Annotated in this window: 16 protein-coding genes; 4 read left to right on the forward strand and 12 right to left on the reverse strand. The window is 71.2% G+C overall.

Annotation, left to right across the window (positions count from 1 at the left end):
* Window positions 1-78 precede the first annotated feature (78 nt).
* The 3 genes from H4F70_RS13440 (at window position 79) to H4F70_RS13450 (ending at window position 2,768) form a co-directional block, all read left to right on the forward strand.
* On the forward strand, window positions 79-627 hold the full coding sequence (locus H4F70_RS13440; RefSeq protein ID WP_182348600.1) for a nuclear transport factor 2 family protein: 549 nt from the start codon (window positions 79-81) through the stop codon (window positions 625-627).
* 2 nt (window positions 628-629) lie between these two features.
* Window positions 630-1,790, forward strand: coding sequence for an oxidoreductase (locus tag H4F70_RS13445; protein WP_182357541.1), 1,161 nt, complete (start codon window positions 630-632; stop codon window positions 1,788-1,790).
* A 156-nt stretch (window positions 1,791-1,946) separates the two neighbouring features.
* A complete protein-coding gene (locus H4F70_RS13450; protein ID WP_182357542.1) occupies window positions 1,947-2,768 on the forward strand; it encodes a mycofactocin-coupled SDR family oxidoreductase in 822 nt (273 codons plus the stop codon).
* 49 nt (window positions 2,769-2,817) lie between these two features.
* Here H4F70_RS13450 and H4F70_RS13455 read toward each other — a convergent pair whose 3' ends face one another.
* A complete protein-coding gene (locus H4F70_RS13455) occupies window positions 2,818-3,738 on the reverse strand; it encodes a cupredoxin domain-containing protein (protein ID WP_182357543.1) in 921 nt (306 codons plus the stop codon).
* 424 nt (window positions 3,739-4,162) lie between these two features.
* A complete protein-coding gene (locus H4F70_RS13460) occupies window positions 4,163-5,719 on the reverse strand; it encodes an MFS transporter (protein ID WP_182357544.1) in 1,557 nt (518 codons plus the stop codon).
* A gap of 125 nt (window positions 5,720-5,844) precedes the next feature.
* On the opposite strand from H4F70_RS13460, the gene H4F70_RS13465 reads away from it, so the two are divergent.
* On the forward strand, window positions 5,845-6,378 hold the full coding sequence (locus H4F70_RS13465; protein WP_182357545.1) for a TetR/AcrR family transcriptional regulator: 534 nt from the start codon (window positions 5,845-5,847) through the stop codon (window positions 6,376-6,378).
* A 51-nt stretch (window positions 6,379-6,429) separates the two neighbouring features.
* On the opposite strand, the gene ilvA is transcribed toward H4F70_RS13465, so the two are convergent.
* From ilvA to wag31, 10 genes are all read right to left on the reverse strand, one after another.
* A complete protein-coding gene (gene ilvA / locus H4F70_RS13470; protein WP_182360409.1) occupies window positions 6,430-7,737 on the reverse strand; it encodes a threonine ammonia-lyase IlvA in 1,308 nt (435 codons plus the stop codon).
* A 102-nt stretch (window positions 7,738-7,839) separates the two neighbouring features.
* A complete protein-coding gene (dnaE, locus tag H4F70_RS13475; RefSeq protein WP_268968326.1) occupies window positions 7,840-11,406 on the reverse strand; it encodes a DNA polymerase III subunit alpha in 3,567 nt (1,188 codons plus the stop codon).
* 123 nt (window positions 11,407-11,529) lie between these two features.
* Window positions 11,530-12,228, reverse strand: coding sequence for a hypothetical protein (locus tag H4F70_RS13480; RefSeq protein ID WP_182357546.1), 699 nt, complete (start codon window positions 12,226-12,228; stop codon window positions 11,530-11,532).
* Entirely contained in the window at window positions 12,225-13,154 is a 930-nt protein-coding gene (locus H4F70_RS13485) for an RluA family pseudouridine synthase (RefSeq protein ID WP_182357547.1), read from the reverse strand. Before H4F70_RS13485 ends, H4F70_RS13480 begins: the two co-directional genes overlap by 4 nt.
* A complete protein-coding gene (gene lspA, locus H4F70_RS13490; RefSeq protein WP_182360411.1) occupies window positions 13,147-13,878 on the reverse strand; it encodes a signal peptidase II in 732 nt (243 codons plus the stop codon). The genes H4F70_RS13485 and lspA overlap by 8 nt, the downstream gene beginning before the upstream one ends.
* A gap of 146 nt (window positions 13,879-14,024) precedes the next feature.
* The gene (locus H4F70_RS13495) at window positions 14,025-14,552 is read right to left on the reverse strand and encodes a WKL family lipoprotein (RefSeq protein ID WP_182357548.1); all 528 of its coding nucleotides are present in this window, start codon (window positions 14,550-14,552) and stop codon (window positions 14,025-14,027) included.
* A 131-nt stretch (window positions 14,553-14,683) separates the two neighbouring features.
* The gene (locus H4F70_RS13500) at window positions 14,684-16,093 is read right to left on the reverse strand and encodes a DNA polymerase IV (protein ID WP_182360412.1); all 1,410 of its coding nucleotides are present in this window, start codon (window positions 16,091-16,093) and stop codon (window positions 14,684-14,686) included.
* Between the two features lie 80 nt (window positions 16,094-16,173).
* A complete protein-coding gene (ileS, locus tag H4F70_RS13505) occupies window positions 16,174-19,272 on the reverse strand; it encodes an isoleucine--tRNA ligase (RefSeq protein WP_182360413.1) in 3,099 nt (1,032 codons plus the stop codon).
* Window positions 19,273-19,675: 403 nt separating this feature from the next.
* The gene (locus H4F70_RS13510) at window positions 19,676-19,942 is read right to left on the reverse strand and encodes a hypothetical protein (protein ID WP_182357549.1); all 267 of its coding nucleotides are present in this window, start codon (window positions 19,940-19,942) and stop codon (window positions 19,676-19,678) included.
* A gap of 70 nt (window positions 19,943-20,012) precedes the next feature.
* Window positions 20,013-20,906 (reverse strand): DivIVA-like cell division protein Wag31, encoded by an 894-nt coding sequence (gene wag31 / locus H4F70_RS13515; protein WP_182357550.1) that lies wholly within the window; start codon window positions 20,904-20,906, stop codon window positions 20,013-20,015.
* Between the last annotated feature and the right edge of the window lie 55 nt (window positions 20,907-20,961).

Raw genomic sequence — 20,961 nt, forward strand, 5'->3', positions numbered from 1 at the left:
CCGGCTGACGGGATCCCCTTTCCCGCTGTCCGGGACATCTCCACCACCGGCGCCCGCGCGCGTGGCGAACTGGAGGGCATGACCGACTCCGACACGGCGACCCTGATCCGTGAACTCTCTGATCGCCTGGCCGTCCTCGAGGACCGTCAGGCCATCGTCGACCTGATGACCTCCTACGGCCCCGCCATCGACTCCGGCTGCGAAGAGGCGGTGGCGCGCGTGTGGACCGAGGACGGCGTCTACGACGTCGACACCGGCATCATGCGCGGTCACGCGGAGATCACGGCGATGGTCCGCGGCGGGAACCACCAGGGGTTCATCACGAACGGCTGCGCGCACGTGCTCGAACCGGGCAACGTGATCGTCGACGGCGACACCGCGGTGGCCACCTGCAAGTCGCTGCTGATCCTGGCCCGCCCCGACAAGTCGGCGTTCACCGTGCTGCGCGCCACGGCGAACCGCTGGGAACTGGTCAAGACCGCCGACGGCGAGTGGAAGTGCACCCGCCGCACCAGCCGCGTGCTGGACGGCCGCGACGAGGCCCCCCGCGTGCTGGCCGAGGGCGTGCCCGGGCCCGACGGCACCCTCGAGCACGGCGCGGGCGCCGGCACCGTCGGGAGGGCGTGACGATGAGCGGAACCGCCCCCGAGTCCCCCGCCGCGTCGCCGATCTTCCGCCCGCTGAGCATCCGCTCGCTGGAGCTGAAGAATCGCCTGGTCATGTCGCCGATGACCCGCTCGCACTCTCCGAACGGCGTGCCCGGCGCCGACGTGGCCGAGTACTACCGCAAACGCGCCGAGGGCGGCACCGGTCTGCTCATCACCGAGGGCGTCACCATCGACCACCCCGCCGCCGTGGAGAACCCGTCGGTCCCCCACATGTTCGGCGACGAGGCGCTGGCCGGCTGGCGCCGCGTGACGGACGGCGTCCACGCAGCGGGCGGCAGGATCATCCCTCAGCTGTGGCACGTGGGCCCGTTGTGGGGAGCGATGGGCCGCCCGGACCCCGCGATCAAGCCGATGCGCCCGTCCGGCCTGTGGGGCACACCCGGCGTCACCTCGTACCCGGAGAAGCTCGTCGCCCGCTACTCCCCCGCCACCGAGCCGATGACGGCGCAGGACATCGACGACGTGCTCTCCGCGTACGTGCGCTCGGCGCGCAACGCGGTGGACGCGGGCTTCGACGGCATCGCCATCCACGGCGGCCACGGCTACCTTCTCGACGCGTTCATGTGGGCGGACACCAACCGGCGCACCGACCGGTGGGGCGGGAGCCTCGAGGCGCGTGCGGCGTTCCCCGCCGCCGTCGTCGCGGCGATCCGCGCGGAGATCGGCGACGACCTGCCCATCTTCTACCGCTTCTCCCAGCACAAGCAGCAGGACTACAAGGCCCGCATCGCCGACACGCCCGACGAGCTCAAGGTGCTGCTGGGCGCCCTGGTCGACGCGGGCGCGGACGTGCTCGACGCCTCCATCCGGCGCTTCGACGCCCCCGCCTTCGACGGCGACCCGTGCTCGCTGGCCGGCTGGGCGAAGAAGCTCACCGGCGCCCGCACCATGGCCGTCGGCAGCTTCGGGCTGGGGAAGACGCTGCGCGAGGGTCGCGGCGCAGGCACCATCCCCGCCGAGGACAACCGCGAAGAGCTGCACCGGCGCCTCGCCGCCGAGGAGTTCGACCTGATCGCGGTGGGCCGGCTGCACCTGGCCGACCCGGACCTGGCGCAGCACCTGTACGAGGGCGGCCCACTGCCGGAGTTCGACCGCGACAAGCACGAGCGCGTCCTGCACTGACACGGCCGCGCCCGCGCCCTCTGCGACGGCGGTCCCGTTCCAATGGGACGTCTCGGTGGGCACCAGCGACGCTTCCCGATAGTTTGGTCTCTGTCATCGTTGTTGACCCACACACGCGGCCGCGAGGAGACGCACCGGTCGCAAGGAAGGCAGAGCATGAGCAGAAGCGAGGGACGATTCGCGGGGAAGGTCGCCTTCATCACCGGCGCGGCGCGGGGCCAGGGCCGCGCCGAGGCGGTGAAGTTCGCGAACGAGGGCGCGGACATCATCGCCGTCGACGTGTGCGCGGAGTTCCGGTCCACGCCCTACCCCGGCGCCACCCAGGCCGATCTGGACGAGACCGTCCGGCTGGTGGAGGAGGCCGGCGGGAAGATCGTCGCGAGGGTCGCCGACGTGCGCGACTTCGACGGGCTGGCCGCCGCGTTGCAGGAGGGGCTCGACGCGTTCGGCCGGCTCGACATCGTCATCGCCAACGCGGGCATCTGCTCCGGCCGCATGAGCTGGGAGGTCTCGGCCGAGGACTGGAAGGAGACCGTCGACGTCAACCTGACGGGCACCTTCAACACGGCCAAGGCGGCCATCCCCTACCTGATCGACCAGGGCGAGGGCGGCGCGATCGTGTTCACCAGCTCCGTATCCGGGCTCAAGGGCACGCCGTTCACCGGCCACTACGCGGCGACCAAGCACGGCATCACCGGCCTCGCCAAGACCATGGCGAACGAGCTGGGCGAACACAAGATCCGGGTCAACACGATCCACCCCGCCGGCGTGGAGACCGGGATGAACATGGCCTCGGACATGGGGCCGCTGTTCGCGCAGCACGCCCACACTCTGGCGCCGATCTTCATGAACTCGCTGCCCTACGCGCTCACGCAGCCCGAAGAGATCGCCGACGTCGTCGCGTGGGTGTGCTCCGACGAGGCCAAGTACATGACCGGCGTGCAGGTTCCCATCGACATCGGCAACCTCAACCGCTGACCTGGACGCGGGGTCGCATGCGACGCGCGTGCGGCCCCGCCCCATCCGGCTATTCGACTGTGATGGGCTGTTCCATCCCCAGCATGTAGTGGGGCTTGCCGGTGGACGGATCGACCACGAAGCACACGAGCAGATAGTCGCCTGCGTCGAGCTTCAGCGTGGTCTGCTGCTGCACATCGGGCGCTGCCGCAGCAACGCCGCCGTAGGTCTCATAGGGCGGCGGCCCCGGCGAGGCGCCCTCCGGCGCCGACAACGCCGCCCGCACGTCGTCCATCGTCTTGCCGTCGGCCGGCGCCAAGACGGCCAGCTCGTGCGGTTGGTCGCCGTCGTTGACCACTGTGATCGGCTTGTTCCAGTCGATCGACGACGGTTCGGAGAACGCGAAGTCGGTCATCTTCACGGTGGCGTCGGTCTTCGGCCACCCGTTGCTCTGCGCCGTGGCCCCCGTGGTGAAATGCGCGATCATCCCCAGCGCGTAGTGCGGTGTGCCACCGGGCCCGGGAATCTGGCAGATCACCATGTAGGTGGATCCGGGGTCCAGGTGCACGATCACGCTGGACTCGTCGCCGGGCATGACCGCGTTGGGGCCGCCCGCGAAGTCGGCCAGCGGAACCACCGCGCCGACACCCGCCGGCGTGGCGAGCGCGTCGGTGAACTGCTCGACCGTGACGCCCGGATGCAGCTTCAGCAGCTGCGCCTGGTGCGGCATCATGGTGTCGTTGTTCTTCAGCGTGACCATCACCGTGCCGGCGGGGGCCTCCGCGGACGGCAGGGTATAGGACATCGCGCCGGTGGCGGTGGTGGCGTCGGCATCGATCTCGAAGCGCGGCAACGAATCCACCGACACGGTACCCGCAGCAGCGGCACCGCCGCCGGCTTCCTGAGTACCGGTGGCGGTGGCCGCCGTGGCGCCGGACGTGTCCCCGCCACCGTCGCTGCCGCACGCGGCGAGCAGCCCGGCGATGGCCATCAGTCCGCAGGCCGCCAGGGCGGCCCGCCTACCCCGACTCCGCCCACACCGCGCCCGACCATGCTGCGGCGCTGGCGCTTTCCGCCCGGCCTCTCGTGCTCCCCATCGAACCGACAACATCTTCCGTCATCTCCTACAACGGGTCTCCCGCTCCCTGCCGGACACCCACGTCGTGATCATGGCACGCGACATGCGGACGGCCATGGCCGAACACGGCACGCGCTCCGCAGTAGTGCGCCCCGAGCCGACGGCCGGGACCGATCCGATGTCATCCGGGAAGGCGTTGGCACACGTCCAGCGCTGCGGTGACGACTCCGCCCCAGTGAGGCGGCTCAGCATCTGGGGACGGCCGCCACCGGGCGGCCTCTGCAGCCTGGACGGCGTTCTTCACGACTGTAGACGATACTCCCACCGGTACCGACGCTCAAGAGGCCGAATTGCCGTCCGCCGACGCCGCGTCCTGCCCCGTCGGGCGAGGGCGCAACAGCACGAGTATCGCCGCACCCGCGCACGCCAACAGCGCGGCCGTGGACCCCGCCGCCACGTGCATGCCGTTCACGAAGGCGTGCCGGGCCGAGTCGAGCAGCACGTCGCCCTGCGCGCCGCCGATCTCGCCCGCAACGCGCACCGCACCGCCGAGCGTGTCACGCACCGCGGTCGCCTGCACCGCTGCGAGCCCGGCGACGTCGACACCCGCCCGGTAGATGCCCATCACCACGCTGCCGAGCACCGCGACTCCCGCCGCGACGCCGAGCTCGTACGACGTTTCGGAGATCCCCGAGGCCGCGCCCGCCCGCTCCGGCTCGACCACGTCGACGACGACCGCCGACGTGAGCGTGAGCCCCAGTCCGGTGCCGAGCCCCACCACGACGAAGCCCACGACGAACACAAGCGCCCGGCCGTCGACGCCCAGCGCCATGAGCAGGACGGCGCCGGCGGCGGCGAACAGGATCGACCCCGCCAACGCCAGGCGCACCCCGATCCGACGCGCCACCGCCGCGGCCAGCAGCGCCGAGACCATGCTCGCGGCGGTGCCGGGAGCCGCGAGCAACCCCGCCTCCAGCGGCGAGTATCCGAGCACCATCTGCAGGTACTGGGTTCCGAAGAACAGCACCCCGGCGAGCCCGAACACCGACAGCAGGTTGGTGAGGATCGCCGTGGAGAACACCGGGTTGCGGAACAGGCGCACGTCGATCATCGGGTCGGCGGCGCGGCGCTGCCGGGACACGAACGCCCACCCGCACAGCACGCCCGCCACGACGAGGGCGCCGGTGCGTGCGCTCAGCCCGTGCGACGCGGCGTCCTTGAGCGCGTAGATCAGCGGTGCCAGGGCGCCCACGGACAGCAGCACGCCGGGGACGTCGAAGCGGCCGGGGCGCGGATCACGCGACTCACGCAGCACGAACGGCATGGCGACGAGCATCACGAGCAGAACCGGGACGGCGACGAGGAACACCGAGCCCCACCAGAAGTGCTCCAGCAGCCATCCGCCCACGAGCGGCCCGCCGGCCGCGCCCCCGCCCCACATCGCGCCCCACACGCCGATGGCCGTGGCCCGCTGGCGGCCGTCGAGGAAGGTGGCGCGGATGATGCCGAGCGTCGACGGCATGAGCATCGCCCCGAACAGGCCCTGCAGCACGCGGGCGGCGATGAGCATCCCGGGCGACACGGAGAATGCTGCGAGCACCGATGCCGCGCCGAACCCCGCGACGCCGAGCATGAGCAGCCTGCGGCGCCCCACCCTGTCCGCCAGCACGCCCATCGTCACCAGCAGCGCGGCGAGGACGAACGAGTAGATGTCGATGATCCACAGCAACTGCGCCGTGGTCGGTTCCAGGTGTTCCGAGATCGACGGCACGGCCAGGTCCAGCACCGTGGCGTCGATGGCGATGATGAGCACCGCCCCGCACAGCACTGCGAGTCCCAGCCAATCGCGCACGCCGGCTCGCGTCGCTCCGCGTTCGACCATTGTCGTCGACATTTCCCGCACCTTCGACTTCCCGCCGCGCCCCGTTGCGCGACGCTCGCCAGCTCTCAACCGTCCGGACGGTACAGAGAGTAGCAGCGAACCGTCCGGACGGTACAGTTCCGTGTAGGGTGATGCTCATGACCACGCCGCAGACCACTCCCGACCGAATCCTCGACGCGCTGGAACGCGTGCTGCTGCGCGAGGGGCCCGGGGCGGCGACCCTCGAGGCCGTCGCGGCGGACGCCGGCGTGTCCAAGGGCGGGCTGCTCTACCACTTCTCCACCAAGGAGGCGATGCTCGCGGCGATGGTCCGTCGCCTCGGCGCCCGCTCGGACGCGGAACTTGACGCCGCAGTGGCAGGCGGGACCACCGTCGCGGAGTTCTACCTGCAGGCGCTCGACAACGACTCGTTCAGCGACAAGCCGCTCTACCAGTCGGCCATCGCCGCGCTGCGCGGACTCGACGGGCGGCACGAGGACGTCCAGGCCGCGATGACCGAGGTGCTGCGCGGTTGGGATGCAGGGCTGCAGAAGGAGTTCGACGACCCGGTGGACGCCGAGATCGTCCGCCTCGTCGGCGACGGCATCCTCTTGTCCGCACTGCTGGACCTGCCGGCACCGGACCCCGACCTGCACGCACGAGTCGTGGCGCGGCTCCTCGGCCGCGCATGATCCGCGGCGCCGCCGCGCGCCGTCAGGCCACGGCGGACGCCGGGCCGAGGGTCACGTCAAATAGCGGTACGCCGGCGACCCCGGCACCAGCCGATCCACCTGCATCGCCGACGCCTCCATGCGCGCCAGCAGCGGAGCCAGAGCCTCGCGTTCGCCCAGCTCGACGCCGACGAGCGCCTCGCCGGTCTCCCGATTGTTGCGCTTGACGTACTCGAACAGCGTGATGTCGTCGTCCGGCCCCAGGACCTCGTCCAGGAAGCGGCGCAGCGCGCCCGGCTCCTGCGGGAAGTCGACCAGAAAGTAGTGCTTGAGTCCCAGGTGCACCAGCGAACGTTCGAGGATCTCCCCATAGCGCGAGACGTCGTTGTTGCCCCCGCTGATCACGCACACCACGGTGGAGCCCGGCTCCAGCCGCATCTGCTCGAGCGCCGTCACCGCCAGCGCCCCGGCGGGCTCGGCGATGACCCCCTCGGTCTGGTAAAGGTCCAGCATCGCGGTGCACACCGCGCCCTCGTCCACCTGCAGCATGGCGATCCCGCCACCGTCGGCGCGCGGGACGGTGGTCGTGACCATGGGCAGCGACGCGTGCGTCACCACGTGCGCGCCGGCCGCCAGCAGCACGTCGTAGGGCAACGCTCCCACCCGCCGCACCGCGGCGCCGTCGACGAACGGGTCCACCTCGGACAGCGTGACCGGCCCGCCGGCGGCGAGCGCCGCCGTCATGGAGGCCGCACCCGCCGGCTCCACACCCGCCACGTACACCCCGGGGGCGCGGTCATGCAGGTAGGACACCAGCCCCGCCATGAGCCCGCCGCCGCCCACCGGGACCACCACCGTGTCCGGCGCCCCGCCGAGCTGTTCGACGATCTCCGCCGCCACCGTGCCCTGGCCGGCGATGGTGCGGGGGTCGTCGAAAGGCGGGACGATCGTCGCGCCCGTACGCTCCGCGTCCGCCTGGGCCGCGGCCGACGCGGCGTCGAACGTCGTCCCGGTCACCACCAGCTCGACGTACTCGCCGCCGTGGGCGCGGATGCGATCCCGCTTCTGCTTGGGGGTGTTCGTCGGCACGTAGATCCGGCCGTGGATGCCCAGCGAACGGCAGGCGTAGGCGACGCCCTGCGCGTGGTTGCCCGCGCTCGCGGCCACCACACCCGCGGCACGCTCGTCGTCGGCGAGCTGCACCATCAGGTTGAACGCGCCGCGGATCTTGTAGGAGCGGACCCCCTGCAGGTCCTCGCGCTTGAGGAACACGCGCGCGCCGGTGGCCGCCGACAGACGCTCGCAGTACTGCAGCGGAGTGCGCACGACGACGTCGGCGATGCGCGCGGCGGCCGCGTCGATGTCGCCCGCCGCGGGCAGCTCGCCCCGCCCGCCGCGCGCCCCGGAACCTGCCTGCGTCTGCTCGTTGGTCGTCACAACCCCCGATTCTCGCACCCCCGCGGGCGCGCCCGCAGGCCGGTCTCAGGCGCCCAGGCAGCCGGCGCCGAGCAGCGCCTTGAGATCGCCCATGAGCGCCGAGGTGGGATCGACGCGCAACCGCTCGTCCAGACGGAACAGACGCACCCTGTCCCCTTCGCCGCTGACGAGCCGCAGGTGCACATCCGAGGTGCCCGGGTGCCGCGTGAGCACCTGGCGCAGTGTCTCGACCTTGTCGGGGGTGCACATGCGCGTCGCCATCGTCACCGCCAGCGGCCGCGCCACGCCCACCGACGACAGGTCCGGCACCGCCAGGTCGTTGACGATGAGCGAGCGCCGCTCGTCGCGCTCGGAGATGCGCCCCTTGAGCAGGACGATGGCGTCGTCGGCGACGTCCATGCCCAGCACCGAATAGGTCTTGGGGAACAGCAGCACCTCGATGCCGCCGGTGAGGTCCTCGAGCTGCGCCGACGCCCACGGCAGGCCCTGCTTGTTCACCCGCCGGTTGACCGACGAGAGGATGCCGCCCACCGACACCTGTGTGCCGTCCTTGACCTTGCCCTCGAGGATCGCGGGGATGGACGTGTCCGATTGGGCGGCCAGAACGTGCTCGACACCGTTGAGCGGGTGGCCGGTGACGTACAGGCCGAGCATCTCGCGTTCGAGGGCCAGCCGGTGCTTGGTCTCCCATTCCTCGTCGGGCACGGGGATGTCGAACACCGAGGAGTTCTCCTCCGCGGCTCCGTCCCCGCCGAACAGGTCGAACTGACCGATGGCCTCGGCCTTCTTGGTGCCCATCACGGCGTCGACGGCGTCGGAGTGCACCAGCAGCAGCCCCTTGCGCGGATGCCCGAGCGAGTCGAAGCCGCCCGCCTTGATCAGTGACTCGATGGCCTTCTTTCCGCAGGCCGCGGCGTCCACCTTGCCCAGGTAGTCCGAGAATCCGGTGAACGCGCCCTTCTGCTCGCGCGCCGCGATGATCGACGACACCACGTTGGTGCCCACGTTGCGCACGGCGGACAGGCCGAAGCGGATGTCCTCGCCGACCGACGCGAAGTACGTCCCGGACTCGTTGACGTCCGGCGGCAGCACCGTGATGCCCAGGTGCCGGCAGTCCGCGAGGTAGACGGCGGCCTTGTCCTTGTCGTCACCCACCGACGTGAGCAGGCCCGCCATGTACTCGGCCGGGTAGTTCGCCTTCATGTAAGCGGTCCAGTAGGAGACGAGCCCGTAGCCGGCGGCGTGCGACTTGTTGAACGCGTAGCCGGCGAACGGGAGGATCGTGTCCCACAGGGCCTTGATGGCCTCCTTGGAGTAGCCGTTGTCCTGCATGCCCTTCTCGAAGCCCTCGAACTCGGCCTCGAGCACGGACGCCTTCTTCTTGCCCATGGCCCGGCGCAGGATGTCGGCTCGGCCCAGCGAGTACCCGGCCACCTTCTGCGCGATCTGCATGATCTGCTCCTGGTAGACGATCAGGCCGTAGGTGTCGGCCAGGATCTCTTTGAGCGGCTCCTCGAGCTCCGGGTGGATGGGCGTGACCTTCTGGCGGCCGTTCTTGCGGTCGGCGTAGTCGTTGTGGGCGTTCATGCCCATCGGTCCGGGCCGGTACAGCGCCAGCACGGCGACGATGTCCTCGAACCCGGTGGGCTGCATGCGCCGCAGCAGGTCGCGCATGGCGACGCCGTCGAGCTGGAACACGCCCAGCGTCTCGCCGCGCGCCAACAGCTCGTAGGTCTTCGCGTCGTCCAGCGGCAGCGTGTCCAGGTCCAGCTCGACGTCGCGGTTGGCCTTGAGGTTGTCGAGCGCGTCGCCGAGCACAGTGAGGTTGCGCAAACCCAGGAAGTCCATCTTGAGCAGGCCGATCGCCTCGCACGACGGATAGTCCCACCCGGTGATGATGGCGCCGTCCTGGGCGCGTTTCCACAGCGGGATCGCGTCCATGAGGGGCTCCGAGGACATGATCACCGCGCACGCGTGCACGCCCGCGTTGCGGATCAGCCCCTCGAGGCCCAGTGCGGTGTCGTAGATGGTGCGCACATCGGGATCGGTCTCGACGAGCGCGCGCACCTCGGCCGCCTCCGCGTACCGCTCGTGCTCCGGGTCGGTGATTCCGGCGACGGAGATGTCCTTGGCCATGACCGGCGGCGGCAGGGCCTTGGAGATCCGGTCGGCGATCTGGAAGCCGGGCTGGCCGAAGTGCACGCGGGCGGCGTCCTTGATGGCCGCCTTGGTCTTGATCGTGCCGAACGTGATGACCTGGGCCACCTTGTCCTCGCCCCAGCGGTCGGAGGCGTAGCGGACCATCTCGCCGCGGCGGCGGTCGTCGAAGTCCATGTCGATATCGGGCATCGACACGCGCTCCGGGTTGAGGAACCGCTCGAACAGCAGGCCGTGCGGCAACGGGTCGATGTTGGTGATGCCCAGCGCGAAGGCCACCAGCGAGCCGGCCGCCGACCCGCGGCCCGGCCCCACGCGGATGCCCACCTCGTGCGCATGCCGCACCAGGTCGCCGACCACGAGGAAGTAGGCCGGGAACCCCATCTGCTCGATGACGCCGATCTCGTAGTCCGCCCGATCCAGGTACGCCTGCGACGGCCCCGACGGGAAGCGGCGCCGCAGCCCGGCGGCCACCTCCTCGCGCAGCCACGAACCCTGCGTGTGTCCGTCGGGGACCGGGAAGATCGGCATCCGGTCGTGGTGGGTCCACACCTGCTCGTACGACTCGACGCGCTCGGCCACCAGCAGCGTGTTGTCGCAGGCGCCGGGGACCTCGTCGTCGAAGAGCGCACGCATGTCCGACGCGGGCTTGAGGTAGTAACCGTCGCCGTCGAACTTGAACCGGGTCGGATCGTTGAGCGTCTTGCCCGTCTGCAGGCACAGCAGCGCCTCGTGCGTTTGCGAGAAGTCCTGCTTGACGTAGTGGCAGTCGTTCGTGGCCAGTGGCGGGATCCCCAGCTGCCGGGAGATGTCCATCAGCCCCGAGCGCACGCGGCGCTCGATGGACAGGCCGTGGTCCATGACCTCCATGAAGAAGTTCTCTTCGCCGAAGATCTCCTGCCATTTCGCGGCGGCCTCGAGCGCCTCGCGCTCGTGCCCCAGCCGTAGGCGGGTCTGCACCTCGCCGGACGGGCACCCGGTGGTGGCGATGATGCCCTCGGCGTGCTCGGCGATGATGTCGGCGTCCATGCGGGCCCACTTGCCCAGCTGCCCCTCGATCGAGGCCAGCGACGACAGTTTGAACAAGTTGCGCAGACCCGTCGCGTTGCGGGCGACCATCGTCATGTGTGTGTAGGCGCCGCTGCCCGACACGTCGTCGGACTTCTGGCCGGGATCGCCCCACTTGATGCGCTTGGTGTTGAAGCGCGACTCCGGGGCAACGTAGGCCTCGATGCCGATGATCGGCTTGATGTCCGCCTTGACGGCCTGGTTGTAGAAGTCGCTGGCGCCGAACATGTTGCCGTGGTCGGTCATGCCCACGGCCGTCATGCCCAGCCGGTGCGCCTCCGCGAACAGCGCGTCGGTCTTGGCGGCCCCGTCGAGCATCGAATACTCGGTGTGATTGTGCAGGTGCACAAACGAACTGGAATCCCTCGACTGCACCGCGTCCGCCACGTCCTGCCCGGTCCTTTCGCCGACTGCGCCCGGCCGGCGGAGACCACCACCGGCTGCCGACGAGTCTAGGCCGTCGCCGACGTCGGCGTCCCACCCGTCCGCGCGCCGGATCGGCGCCCGTGGTCAGTCCAGGTACTGCACCGGCGGACGCACCGCGAAACGGCCGAACACCGCGTCCGCGGGCAGCGCCTCCACCGCCAGGACGCCCGGCCGGTCGGCGACCGCGCGCAGGTCGCCGAGGGTTCCGTGCACCACCAATGCCATCACGCACGCGCAGCCGCCGCGGAGCCCGTCGACCACCGCGGCCGCCGTGGTGCTCCCCGCCCCCGCTGCGTTCCCCGCCCCCGCTGCGTACCTGCCCGCCGCGGCGAGCCCCGTGCGCTGTGCGACGACGTCGGCCGCGCGGGACTGGGCGCGCGCCACCATCGCGGCCGGGTCGTCGGTGGCGGGGACCTGCACCGGAGTCACCGGCGTCTGCGCCCCGTCGACGGGCACGTGACTGAGCACCTCGGATATGCGCACCGGCGCCACCGCCCGCGCCGCGTCCTCCGCGCCCACGCCCTGGTCGAACGAGACCAGCGCCCAGTGCAGCGCCTCCGACGGGCCGTGCTCCGCGTCCGGCGTGCCGCGCGGCTGCAGGCTCGCCGCCGCGCGCGCCGTGTACTCCGCAGCGGTCTCGCCGGCGGCAGGGCCGAGCGCGTCCGTCGTCACGGGCGGGGGCGGGATCGGGTTGGCCTTGCCCACCAGGAACACCGCGATGACCACGGCGACGATCACCACCGCCGTCCACACCTCGGCGGGGACACGCCGCAGCGCCGTCACGCCGCCTCGCGCAGCGCGTCCAGCCCGTACTGCAGGTCGTCCGGATACTCGCTGGTGAACTCCGCCCAGCGGCCGTCCCCGGGGTGTGTGAACGCGAGCGACCGGGCGTGCAGCCATTGACGTTCGAGCCGCAGGCGCTTGGCCAGCACCGGGTCGGCGCCGTAGGTCATGTCGCCGCAGCACGGGTGGTGCACGGCGGCGAAGTGCACGCGGATCTGGTGGGTGCGGCCGGTCTCCAGGTGCACGTCGAGCAGGCTGGCGGCCCGGAACGCCTCCACCGTGTCGTAGTGGGTGACGCTGTGCTTCCCGTCGGACCGCACCGTGAACTTCCACTCGTTGCCGCGGGCGTGCCCGATGGGCGCGTCGATGGTGCCGCTGGACGGATCCGGGTGCCCCTGGACCAGCGCGTGGTAGCGCTTGTCCACGGTGCGCTCCTTGAACGCGCGCTTGAGCCGGGTGTAGGCGACCTCCGAGGTGGCCACCACCATGACTCCCGAGGTGCCCACGTCCAGCCGATGCACGATCCCCTGGCGCTCGTGCACGCCGGAGGTGGAGATGCGGAATCCCGCGGCGGCCAGCCCGCCGACCACCGTGGGCCCGGTCCAGCCGACGCCCGCGTGCGCCGCGACTCCCACGGGCTTGTCCACGACCACGATGTGCTCGTCGGAGTAGAGGATGTCCATGCCGGGGACCGGTTCGGCGTCGATGGTCGGCGGCCGCTCAGGTTCGGGCATGTCCACGTCCAGCCACACGCCGGCGCGCAGCCGGTCGGACTTGCCGCAGGCGGCGCCGTCGATGCGCACCGAACCGGACTCGGCCAGGTGTGCCACCGCCGTGCGCGACAGTCCGGTGAGCCGGGCGAGCGCGGCGTCGAGCCGCATCCCGTCCAACCCGTCGGGCACGGGGATCGTGCGGGTATCAGGCATCGCGGGGCAGGTCCTTCCCGTCGGTGGTGTCGGCAGGCCCGGCGGCGTCGGACCCGGCATCGTCTGCGGAATCCGCTTCGTCTGCGGTGTTGGCATCGGACGCAGTGTCGGAATCGGATGCGGTCTCGGCATCGGACGGGGACCCCGTATCCCCTGTGGCCTCGGCATCCCCGACCGACACCGCATCGTCCGCGGACCCCGCCACGGGCCGCTGCTGCGGCTCCACGCCGAACAGCGCCAGCGCCGCCAGCAGGATCGCGCCGACGGTGATCCCCGAATCGGCGATGTTGAACACCGGGAACGAGCCGACCGCGATGAAGTCGACGACGTGCCCTTCGAGGGGCCCCGGCGCGCGGAAGAGCCTGTCGACGAGGTTGCCCAGAGCGCCGCCGAGCACCAGTCCCAGGCCCACGGCCCACCAGGCGGAGGTGAGCCTGCGGCCGTAGCGGATTATGCCGACCACCACGAGCAGCGCGACGATCGTCAGTATCCAGGTCATGCCGGTGGCCATGGAGAAGGCCGCGCCCGGATTGCGGATGAGTGTGAAGCGGATGTCGTCGCCGAGCAGCGGCACCGGCCGCCCCGGGGTCATCTCCGCGACGACGACCACCTTGGTGACGATGTCGAGCGCGAGCACGATCACGGCGATCGCGGCGAGCACCAGGGGGCGGCTGACGCGGCGTCCGCGCGCGTCGCCCCCGCCGTGGTTCTGCTCGCCGGTCATGCTCTGCACGCCTCGTTCACCCGATGCTCCCTCGCTCACCGTTCCATCATCCCCTACCGTGCGGACCGCTGGCGGATGCGCCGCACACGCCACGGTGGCGTCGCCCGCGAGGGCGACGCCACCGTGGCGGCTGTGTCGGTGCAGGATCAGGCCGGGCAGGCCGGGCTCTGCACACCGATCACCGTGGCAAGGCCGCAGACGAAGTTGCCGTCGAGGCGCCACGTGCCGTCGACAGCGATGAGCGTGGCCTCGCCGGTATTGGTCTGGCCATTGAAGTTCGCGCTGAACGGCACCGACAGCACGTCGCCGTTGGGCGGCAGGATGGGGCCGACGACGGCGATGTCCTGGAGCGAGCCGTCCGCCTTGGCCGCGGCGATCTTGTCCGAAAGTGTCTGCAGCAGCTGCGGGTCGGCCTCGAGGCCGGTGACCAGGTCCTGCTTCTGCTCGACCGGTACGGCCGGGTCCAGCGCTGTCTGCAGCTGGGTGTTGAGCTCGTCGACCGTCGGCGTCGGGGGCAGTGCGCTGTCCTGGGCGCCGTCGGCCGCGCCGGTCGTCTGTTCCGCCGCGGTGGTGGTGGGCGTGGTCGTGTCGCCGCCGTCCGAGCCGCACGCGGTCAGAGTCAGTGCGATGGCGGCACCCGCACCCAGTGCGGCGGCGGTTTTACGGAGATTCACAGGCGAGTCCTCGTGGTTGGTTGACCGGAGCGTTTCCGGGTCTGCGAGCAGGTCCACCCGACGCGCCCGCACCGGCGGAAGCCGACGCCGACCCCCGCCGACCCGGCACCCGCGTCGGAATACTCGTACCACTATGCCAAATCGGTCCCCGCGCCCGCCGGATCTGTGTCGTCTGCCACATTCCACCATTCGGGCCAATCCAGGCTCGCCACTGGATCGGCGACCGCGAGCGCGGGGTCCCCCGCGGGCAGCGTGACGACCGGGCCCGGTCCGGAGCTGCGGGTCTCGAACCGGACGGTGACCACGCCGTGTCCGCTCCCCTGCACCCAGCCGTGCCCGCGATCCGGGTGCCGCACATCGTCGCCGGCGCTCAGCGGCCTCCGGGCAGCGGCACGCGCATCCCCCGCGCCGACACCCACATCACCGCCGCTGCCCACATCATCGCCGCCGCCCACACCACCGCCGCCTCGGTCACCCGATTCATCGGCGTCCGCGGAGTCGAATTGCGGGAACAGGACCGTCTGCTGCAATGCCGTCAGCCCGGCGAAGCCCACGCCCACCAGGCGGATGGGCCCCACCTCGCCGGGATCGACGGCCGCCTTCTGCGCGGCCGCGATGAGCACCGCCCGGTCCGTCGTCGCATACGCGAGGGTCTTCGACCGCGTGACGGTGGACATGTCCGATTTGCGGAACTTGGCGATGACCGTCCGGGCGCCGCGGCCGTCGTGCAGCAGCCTCCGGTGCGCCGCCTCACCGGTGGCCTGGACGGCGTCCCGGATCTCGCGACGGGTGAGCAGGTCGGCGGCGAAAGTGGTCTCGGCGCTGACCTGCTTGGCCTCCGCACGCTCGGCGACGGGCCTGTCGTCGACGCCGCGCGCCAGCGCGTGCAGCGCCGGTCCCACCGTCGATCCCAGCAGCGAGACCACCTCCGCGTGCCCGAGAGCGGCGAACTGCCCGATCGACTCCACGCCCACCTTGCGCAGCCGCTCGTCCGCGACCGGCCCGATCCCCCATAGCTTGCGCACCGGCAGGGGGTCCATCTCCGCCCGCTCCCGCGACAGCGCGATCACCCGCTGCCCGCGCGGCTTCGCCAGGCCGGACGCGATCTTCGCCACCTGTTTCCCCGAACCCGCCCCCACGGAGGCGACGAGCCCCGTCTCCTCGAAGACGGCGTCCCGCAGGCGCGCGCAGAAGCGTTCCACGTCCGCCGTGCCCGCGCCCTCGAGTTCGCCGGGCTCGGCGAAGGCCTCGTCGAGCGAGAGCTGCTCGATCACCGGGACCAGGCCGCGCACGACGGCGAACACGCGCCGGCTGGCCAGCCGGTAGAGGCGGCCGCGGGGCGGCACCACGACCGCCCGCAGACCCACCAGGCGCCGCGCCTGATGCATGGGCATCGCGGAATGCGCACCGTAGGCGCGGGCCTCGTAGCTCGCCCCCGCGACGACCCCGCGCGGGCCCGCACCGCCGACCAGCACCGGACGGCCGCGCAGCGTCGGCCGCGTCAGCTGCTCCACGGACGCGAAGAACGAGTCCATGTCCATGTGCAGCACCCAGCGCTGCGTGCCCGTCACCACACCGTCACCGCCGCCGACCGGTCACCGCCGCCGCGCAGCCTGCGGAGTCACACCCTGTCCAGCACGGCCCGCACGCCGTCGCCCAGGTCCACCGCCGCATCGTCGCCGTCGACCCTGGCGAAGGCGAGCTCGGTGGCGAGGACCTCGCCGGCGATGAGGTCGCCGTGCACGCGCGCACGCTCCGCGAACCGGTCCGGCACGTCGAGAGTCAGGCGGATGCGGTCCGAGATGTCCAGGCCCGCGCTGCGGCGGGCGTCCTGCAGTTCGCGGATGCGGTCCTTCGCCCAGCCCTCGGCCTCGAGCTCCTCGGTCACGGTCGTGTCGAGCACCACGAGGCCGGCGCCGCCGGGCAGCGCCGCGGTGGAGTCCTCCTCCGCGGCGACGAGCCGGCTGGTGAACTCGCCGTCGACGAGCGCGATGCCCGCCGCGACGACGGTGCCGTCCGCCTCCTGCGCCCAGTCGCCGGACTTGACCGCCTTGATGACCTTCTGCACGTCCTTGCCCAGGCGCGGACCCGCGGCCCGCGCGTTGACGACGAGTTCGAACCGGCCGTGCGTGTCGACATCCGTGGTGAGTTCGACGTTCTTCACGTTCACCTCGTCGGCGATGAGGTCGGTGAACGGCCGCAGCGCACCGGACCCCTCGGCCGCCACGGTGAGGAACCGTAGCGGCAGGCGCACGCGCAGCTTGTTGGCCTTGCGCACGCCCAGCGCCGCGGAGCACACGCCGCGGACCTCGTCCATGGCCGCCACCAGCTGCGGGTCGGCGGGCAGCAGGTCCGGTTCCGGCCAGTCGGTGAGGTGCACCGAACGTCCGCCGGTGAGCCCGCGCCAGATCACCTCGGTGGCCAGCGGGAGCAGCGGCGCCGCCAGGCGGGTGAGCACCTCGAGCACCGTGTGCAGCGTGTCGAACGCGTCCGGCTCCGCCTCGCCGCCCGCCCAGAACCGCGGCCGCGAGCGGCGCACGTACCAGTTGGTGAGCGCGTCGCAGAAGCCCCGCAGCAGATCGCAGGCGCGCGCCACGTCGAGATCGTCGAGTGCGGCGGTCATCTCGTCGCGGCACAGCGCGAGCTTGGCCAGGATGTACCGGTCGAGGACGTGCTGAGAATCGGTGCGCCACTCGCCCGGGCGCTCAGCGTAGAGCTGCAGGAAGCCCCACGAATTCCACAGCGGCAGCAACGCCTGCCGCACGCCCTCGCGGATGCCCTGCTCGGTGACGACGAGGTTGCCGCCGCGCAGAATCGGTGACGACATGAGGAACCAGCGCATCGCGTCGGAGCCGTCGCGGTCGAACACCTCGGAGACGTCCGGATAGTTGCGCTTGGACTTGCTCATCTTCTGGCCGTCGTCGCCGAGCACGATCCCGTGCGACACGCACGTGCGGAACGCCGGCCGGTCGAAGATCGCCGTCGACAGGACGTGCAGGGTGTAGAACCATCCGCGGGTCTGCCCGATGTATTCGACGATGAAGTCGCCGGGGAAGTGCGAGTCGAACCACTCGCCGTTGTCGAACGGGTAGTGCACCTGCGCGTACGGCATCGACCCGGAGTCGAACCACACGTCGAGCACGTCCGGGATGCGCCGCATCGTGGCGCGCCCCGTCGGATCGTCCGGGTTGGGGCGGGTGAGCTCGTCGATGTACGGACGGTGCAGGTCGGCCGGGCGCACCCCGAAGTCGCGCTCGAGCTCGTCGAGGCTGCCGTACACGTCGACGCGGGGGTGCTCGGCGTCGTCGGACACCCACACCGGGATCGGCGTGCCCCAGTAGCGGTTGCGGGAGATGGACCAGTCGCGCGCACCCTCGACCCACTTGCCGAACTGCCCGCGGCCGATGTGCGACGGATACCAGGTGATCTGTTCGTTGAGCTCCACCATGCGGTCGCGGAACTCGGTGACCTTGATGAACCAGGAGGACACCGCGCGGTAGATCAGCGGGTTGCCGCACCGCCAGCAATGCGGATAGGAGTGCTCGTAGGTCTCGTGCCGCACCAGCCAGGCGCCGCCCGCCGCGACCGGGCCCGAGGCGTCCTTCAGGTCGCGGATGATCCGCGGGTTCGCGTCGAAGACCAGCTCGCCCGCGTAGTCGGGCACCTGCTCGTCGAACCGGCCGCGCGCGTCCACCGGCGTGACCGGGGTGATCCCGGCGGCGTCGGTGACCACCTTGTCGTCCTCGCCGTAGGCGGGCGCGATGTGCACGATGCCGGTGCCGTCGTCGGTGGTGACGTAGTCGGCCGCGAGCACCCGGAAGGCGTTCTCGGCACCGGCGAAGTACGGGAACGGCGGCACGTAGCGCAGACCCAGCAGCTCCTCGCCGGTGAAGTGCGCGAGCACCTCCGGGCTCTCCCCCAGTTCCTTGGCGTAGGCGCCCACGCGCGCTTCGGCCAGCAGGGCGCGCCGCCCGCCCGGTCCCGCCACGAGCACGTAGCGGACCTCCGGGTGCACGGCGGCGGCCATGTTGGACGGCAACGTCCACGGCGTGGTGGTCCACACCAGCAGGTGCGCCCCGTCGAGCCGCTCGAACGGGCCCGCGCCGTTGCCGTCGACCCGGAACCCCACGGTGATCGCCGGGTCCTGGCGCGACTTGTAGACGTCGTCGTCCATCCGCAGCTCGTGGTTGGACAGCGGCGTCTCGTCGCGCCAGCAGTACGGGAGCACCCGGTAGCCCTCGTAGGCCAGCCCCTTGTCGTAGAGCTGCTTGAACGCCCAGATCACCGATTCCATGAAGGTGACGTCGAGCGTCTTGTAGTCGCGGTCGAAGTCGACCCAGCGCGCCTGCCGGGTGACGTACTCGCGCCATTCGTCGGTGTACTTGAGCACGGAGGTCCGGCACGCCTCGTTGAACGCCGCGATGCCCATGGTGTCGATCTGCGACTTGTCCGTGATGCCCAGTTGACGCTCGGCCTCCAGCTCCGCGGGCAGGCCGTGCGTGTCCCATCCGAAGCGCCGGTCGACGAGCTTGCCGCGCATGGTCTGGTACCGGGGCACGATGTCCTTGACGTACCCGGTGAGCAGGTGCCCGTAGTGCGGCAGGCCGTTGGCGAACGGGGGCCCGTCGTAGAAGACGAACTCCTCGGCGCCCGCGCGCCGGCGCATGCTCTCCTGGAAGGTGCCGTCCGCGGCCCAGAACGCGAGCACGCGCTCCTCCATCGCCGGGAAGTCGGCGGAACCCTTGCTGTGGCCGCCGGTGAGGTCTACACGCGGGTAGGCCGCGCCGACGGTACTGCTGCCGCCGGATCCGGGGTGTGCGGGGTCGGTCACTGTTCAGGCTCCCTACGTGCCAGTTTCCTCGTGCGCCCGCGATGCGGGCCACCTTGACTCGGCACGGGGACGACGCGCCTGCGCCGCGGTACCACCCCGCTTACCCGGCCGCGCCGTGCGGGCAGGGTCGCTCGTGAGGGCTGTGACGGGCCCGCCCGTCCGGGTCTACTGGGCGGCGGACGCCGACCCGCGGTGCGGGCCGGCGTGCGTGCCGCTGTTCTTCCGGAGGCTCCCCGGTGATCGCCGGATCATCGCCGCGGTCCCGATGGGGGGGACCGCACTCATGCCGACTCTAGTCGGCCTCGTCCTGCGCGCCGTGACCGGCGGCCACCTCATCGCCGTCGTCACCGGTCCCGTCGCCGCGTTCCTGCTGCGCCTCGTCGTCCGCCGCGGTGCCGTCACCGCCGCGCCGCCCGCGGATGATGTCGATCACCAGCAGCACGAATCCGACGATGCACACGCCGATGCACGCCCAGGCGAAGGCCACCGAGCTGATCACCAGCGCGACGACCAGCAGGACGAACCCGACGAGGGTCACGACCAGGGCTGCGATCAGCATCGGGTCCTCCTGAGTGTCCGGCGGCGCACGACGGGCGGGCGCAGCGCGCGGGTACGGCTGCTGGCGGTCACTACTTGCGGTCGCGGACCTCGGACGAGTTGTCCACCGGTGCGGCGGACCCGCGCTGGTTCAGCTCCTCGAGCTGCCCCTCCAGGTAGGTCTTCAGGCGTGTCCGGTACTCGCGCTCATAGGTGCGCAGCGACTCGATCTCACCTTCGAGCTTGGTGCGCTGCTCGTTGATGGTGCCCATGACCTCGGTGTGCTTCTTCTCCGCATCCGCCTGCAGCGCCGCGGCCTTGTCCTGGGCCTGCTTGAGCTGGTTCTCGGAGCGGGTGCGCGCATCCGCCAGCAGCGCCTCGGACTTCTGCCGGGCCTCGGCGAGCATGGAGTCCGCCTTGGTGCGCGCATCGGTGACCATCTTCTCCGAGTTGGCGCGGGCGTCCGAGACGAGCTTCTCCGACGTGCTGCGCGCGTCGGAGAGCGTCTTGTCCGACTCCGACTTGGCGTCGCCGGTGAGCCTGTCCGCCGTCTCCTGCGCGAGCGCCAACAGCTTGGCAGCCTGCACGTGGGCGGCCTCGGTGGCCGCCGCCACCGAGGAACCGGATGCGGCGCCGGCCGACTTGTCCGACGAGGACTGCTCCTTGACGTCTGCCGTGACACCCGACGACGAAGCACCCGTCGAGGCGGGGGTCGACGTCGGGGAGGGCGTCTGGGCGGCCGGGGCCGCCGTCGCGGCGGCGGCGGACGCGCCGGTGGCGGACGAGGCCTTCTTCTCGGCGTCGGCCAGCTCGGATTCGAGCTCGGAGACCCGCTGCGACAGGTCCGAGTTCTCCTCTACGAGCCGGGCCAGCTCGGCCTCGACGAGGTCGAGGAACTGGTCTACCTCGTCCTCGTTGTAGCCACGCTTGCCAATGGGCGGCTTGCTGAACGCCACATTGTGGACGTCGGCCGGAGTAAGCGGCATTGGAGTGTTCCCCTATCGCATACATGGGCAGCCGAGAGAGACCCGGCCATCGCAG

The sequence above is a fragment of the Tomitella gaofuii genome, from assembly GCF_014126825.1.
Classification (GTDB): domain Bacteria; phylum Actinomycetota; class Actinomycetes; order Mycobacteriales; family Mycobacteriaceae; genus Tomitella; species Tomitella gaofuii.

Excerpts from the sequence above, each read along its gene's own strand:
- H4F70_RS13440 (WP_182348600.1), top strand. The coding sequence starts at position 79 with ATGACCGACTCCGACACGGCGACCCTGATCCGTGAACTCTCTGATCGC.
- H4F70_RS13445 (WP_182357541.1), top strand. The coding sequence starts at position 630 with ATGAGCGGAACCGCCCCCGAGTCCCCCGCCGCGTCGCCGATCTTCCGC.
- H4F70_RS13450 (WP_182357542.1), top strand. The coding sequence starts at position 1,947 with ATGAGCAGAAGCGAGGGACGATTCGCGGGGAAGGTCGCCTTCATCACC.
- H4F70_RS13455 (WP_182357543.1), bottom strand. The coding sequence starts at position 3,738 with ATGGCCATCGCCGGGCTGCTCGCCGCGTGCGGCAGCGACGGTGGCGGG.
- H4F70_RS13460 (WP_182357544.1), bottom strand. The coding sequence starts at position 5,719 with ATGTCGACGACAATGGTCGAACGCGGAGCGACGCGAGCCGGCGTGCGC.
- H4F70_RS13465 (WP_182357545.1), top strand. The coding sequence starts at position 5,845 with ATGACCACGCCGCAGACCACTCCCGACCGAATCCTCGACGCGCTGGAA.
- H4F70_RS13485 (WP_182357547.1), bottom strand. The coding sequence starts at position 13,154 with ATGCCTGATACCCGCACGATCCCCGTGCCCGACGGGTTGGACGGGATG.
- lspA (WP_182360411.1), bottom strand. The coding sequence starts at position 13,878 with ATGACCGGCGAGCAGAACCACGGCGGGGGCGACGCGCGCGGACGCCGC.
- H4F70_RS13500 (WP_182360412.1), bottom strand. The coding sequence starts at position 16,093 with ATGGACATGGACTCGTTCTTCGCGTCCGTGGAGCAGCTGACGCGGCCG.
- ileS (WP_182360413.1), bottom strand. The coding sequence starts at position 19,272 with ATGGAGGAGCGCGTGCTCGCGTTCTGGGCCGCGGACGGCACCTTCCAG.
- H4F70_RS13510 (WP_182357549.1), bottom strand. The coding sequence starts at position 19,942 with ATGCTGATCGCAGCCCTGGTCGTGACCCTCGTCGGGTTCGTCCTGCTG.
- wag31 (WP_182357550.1), bottom strand. The coding sequence starts at position 20,906 with ATGCCGCTTACTCCGGCCGACGTCCACAATGTGGCGTTCAGCAAGCCG.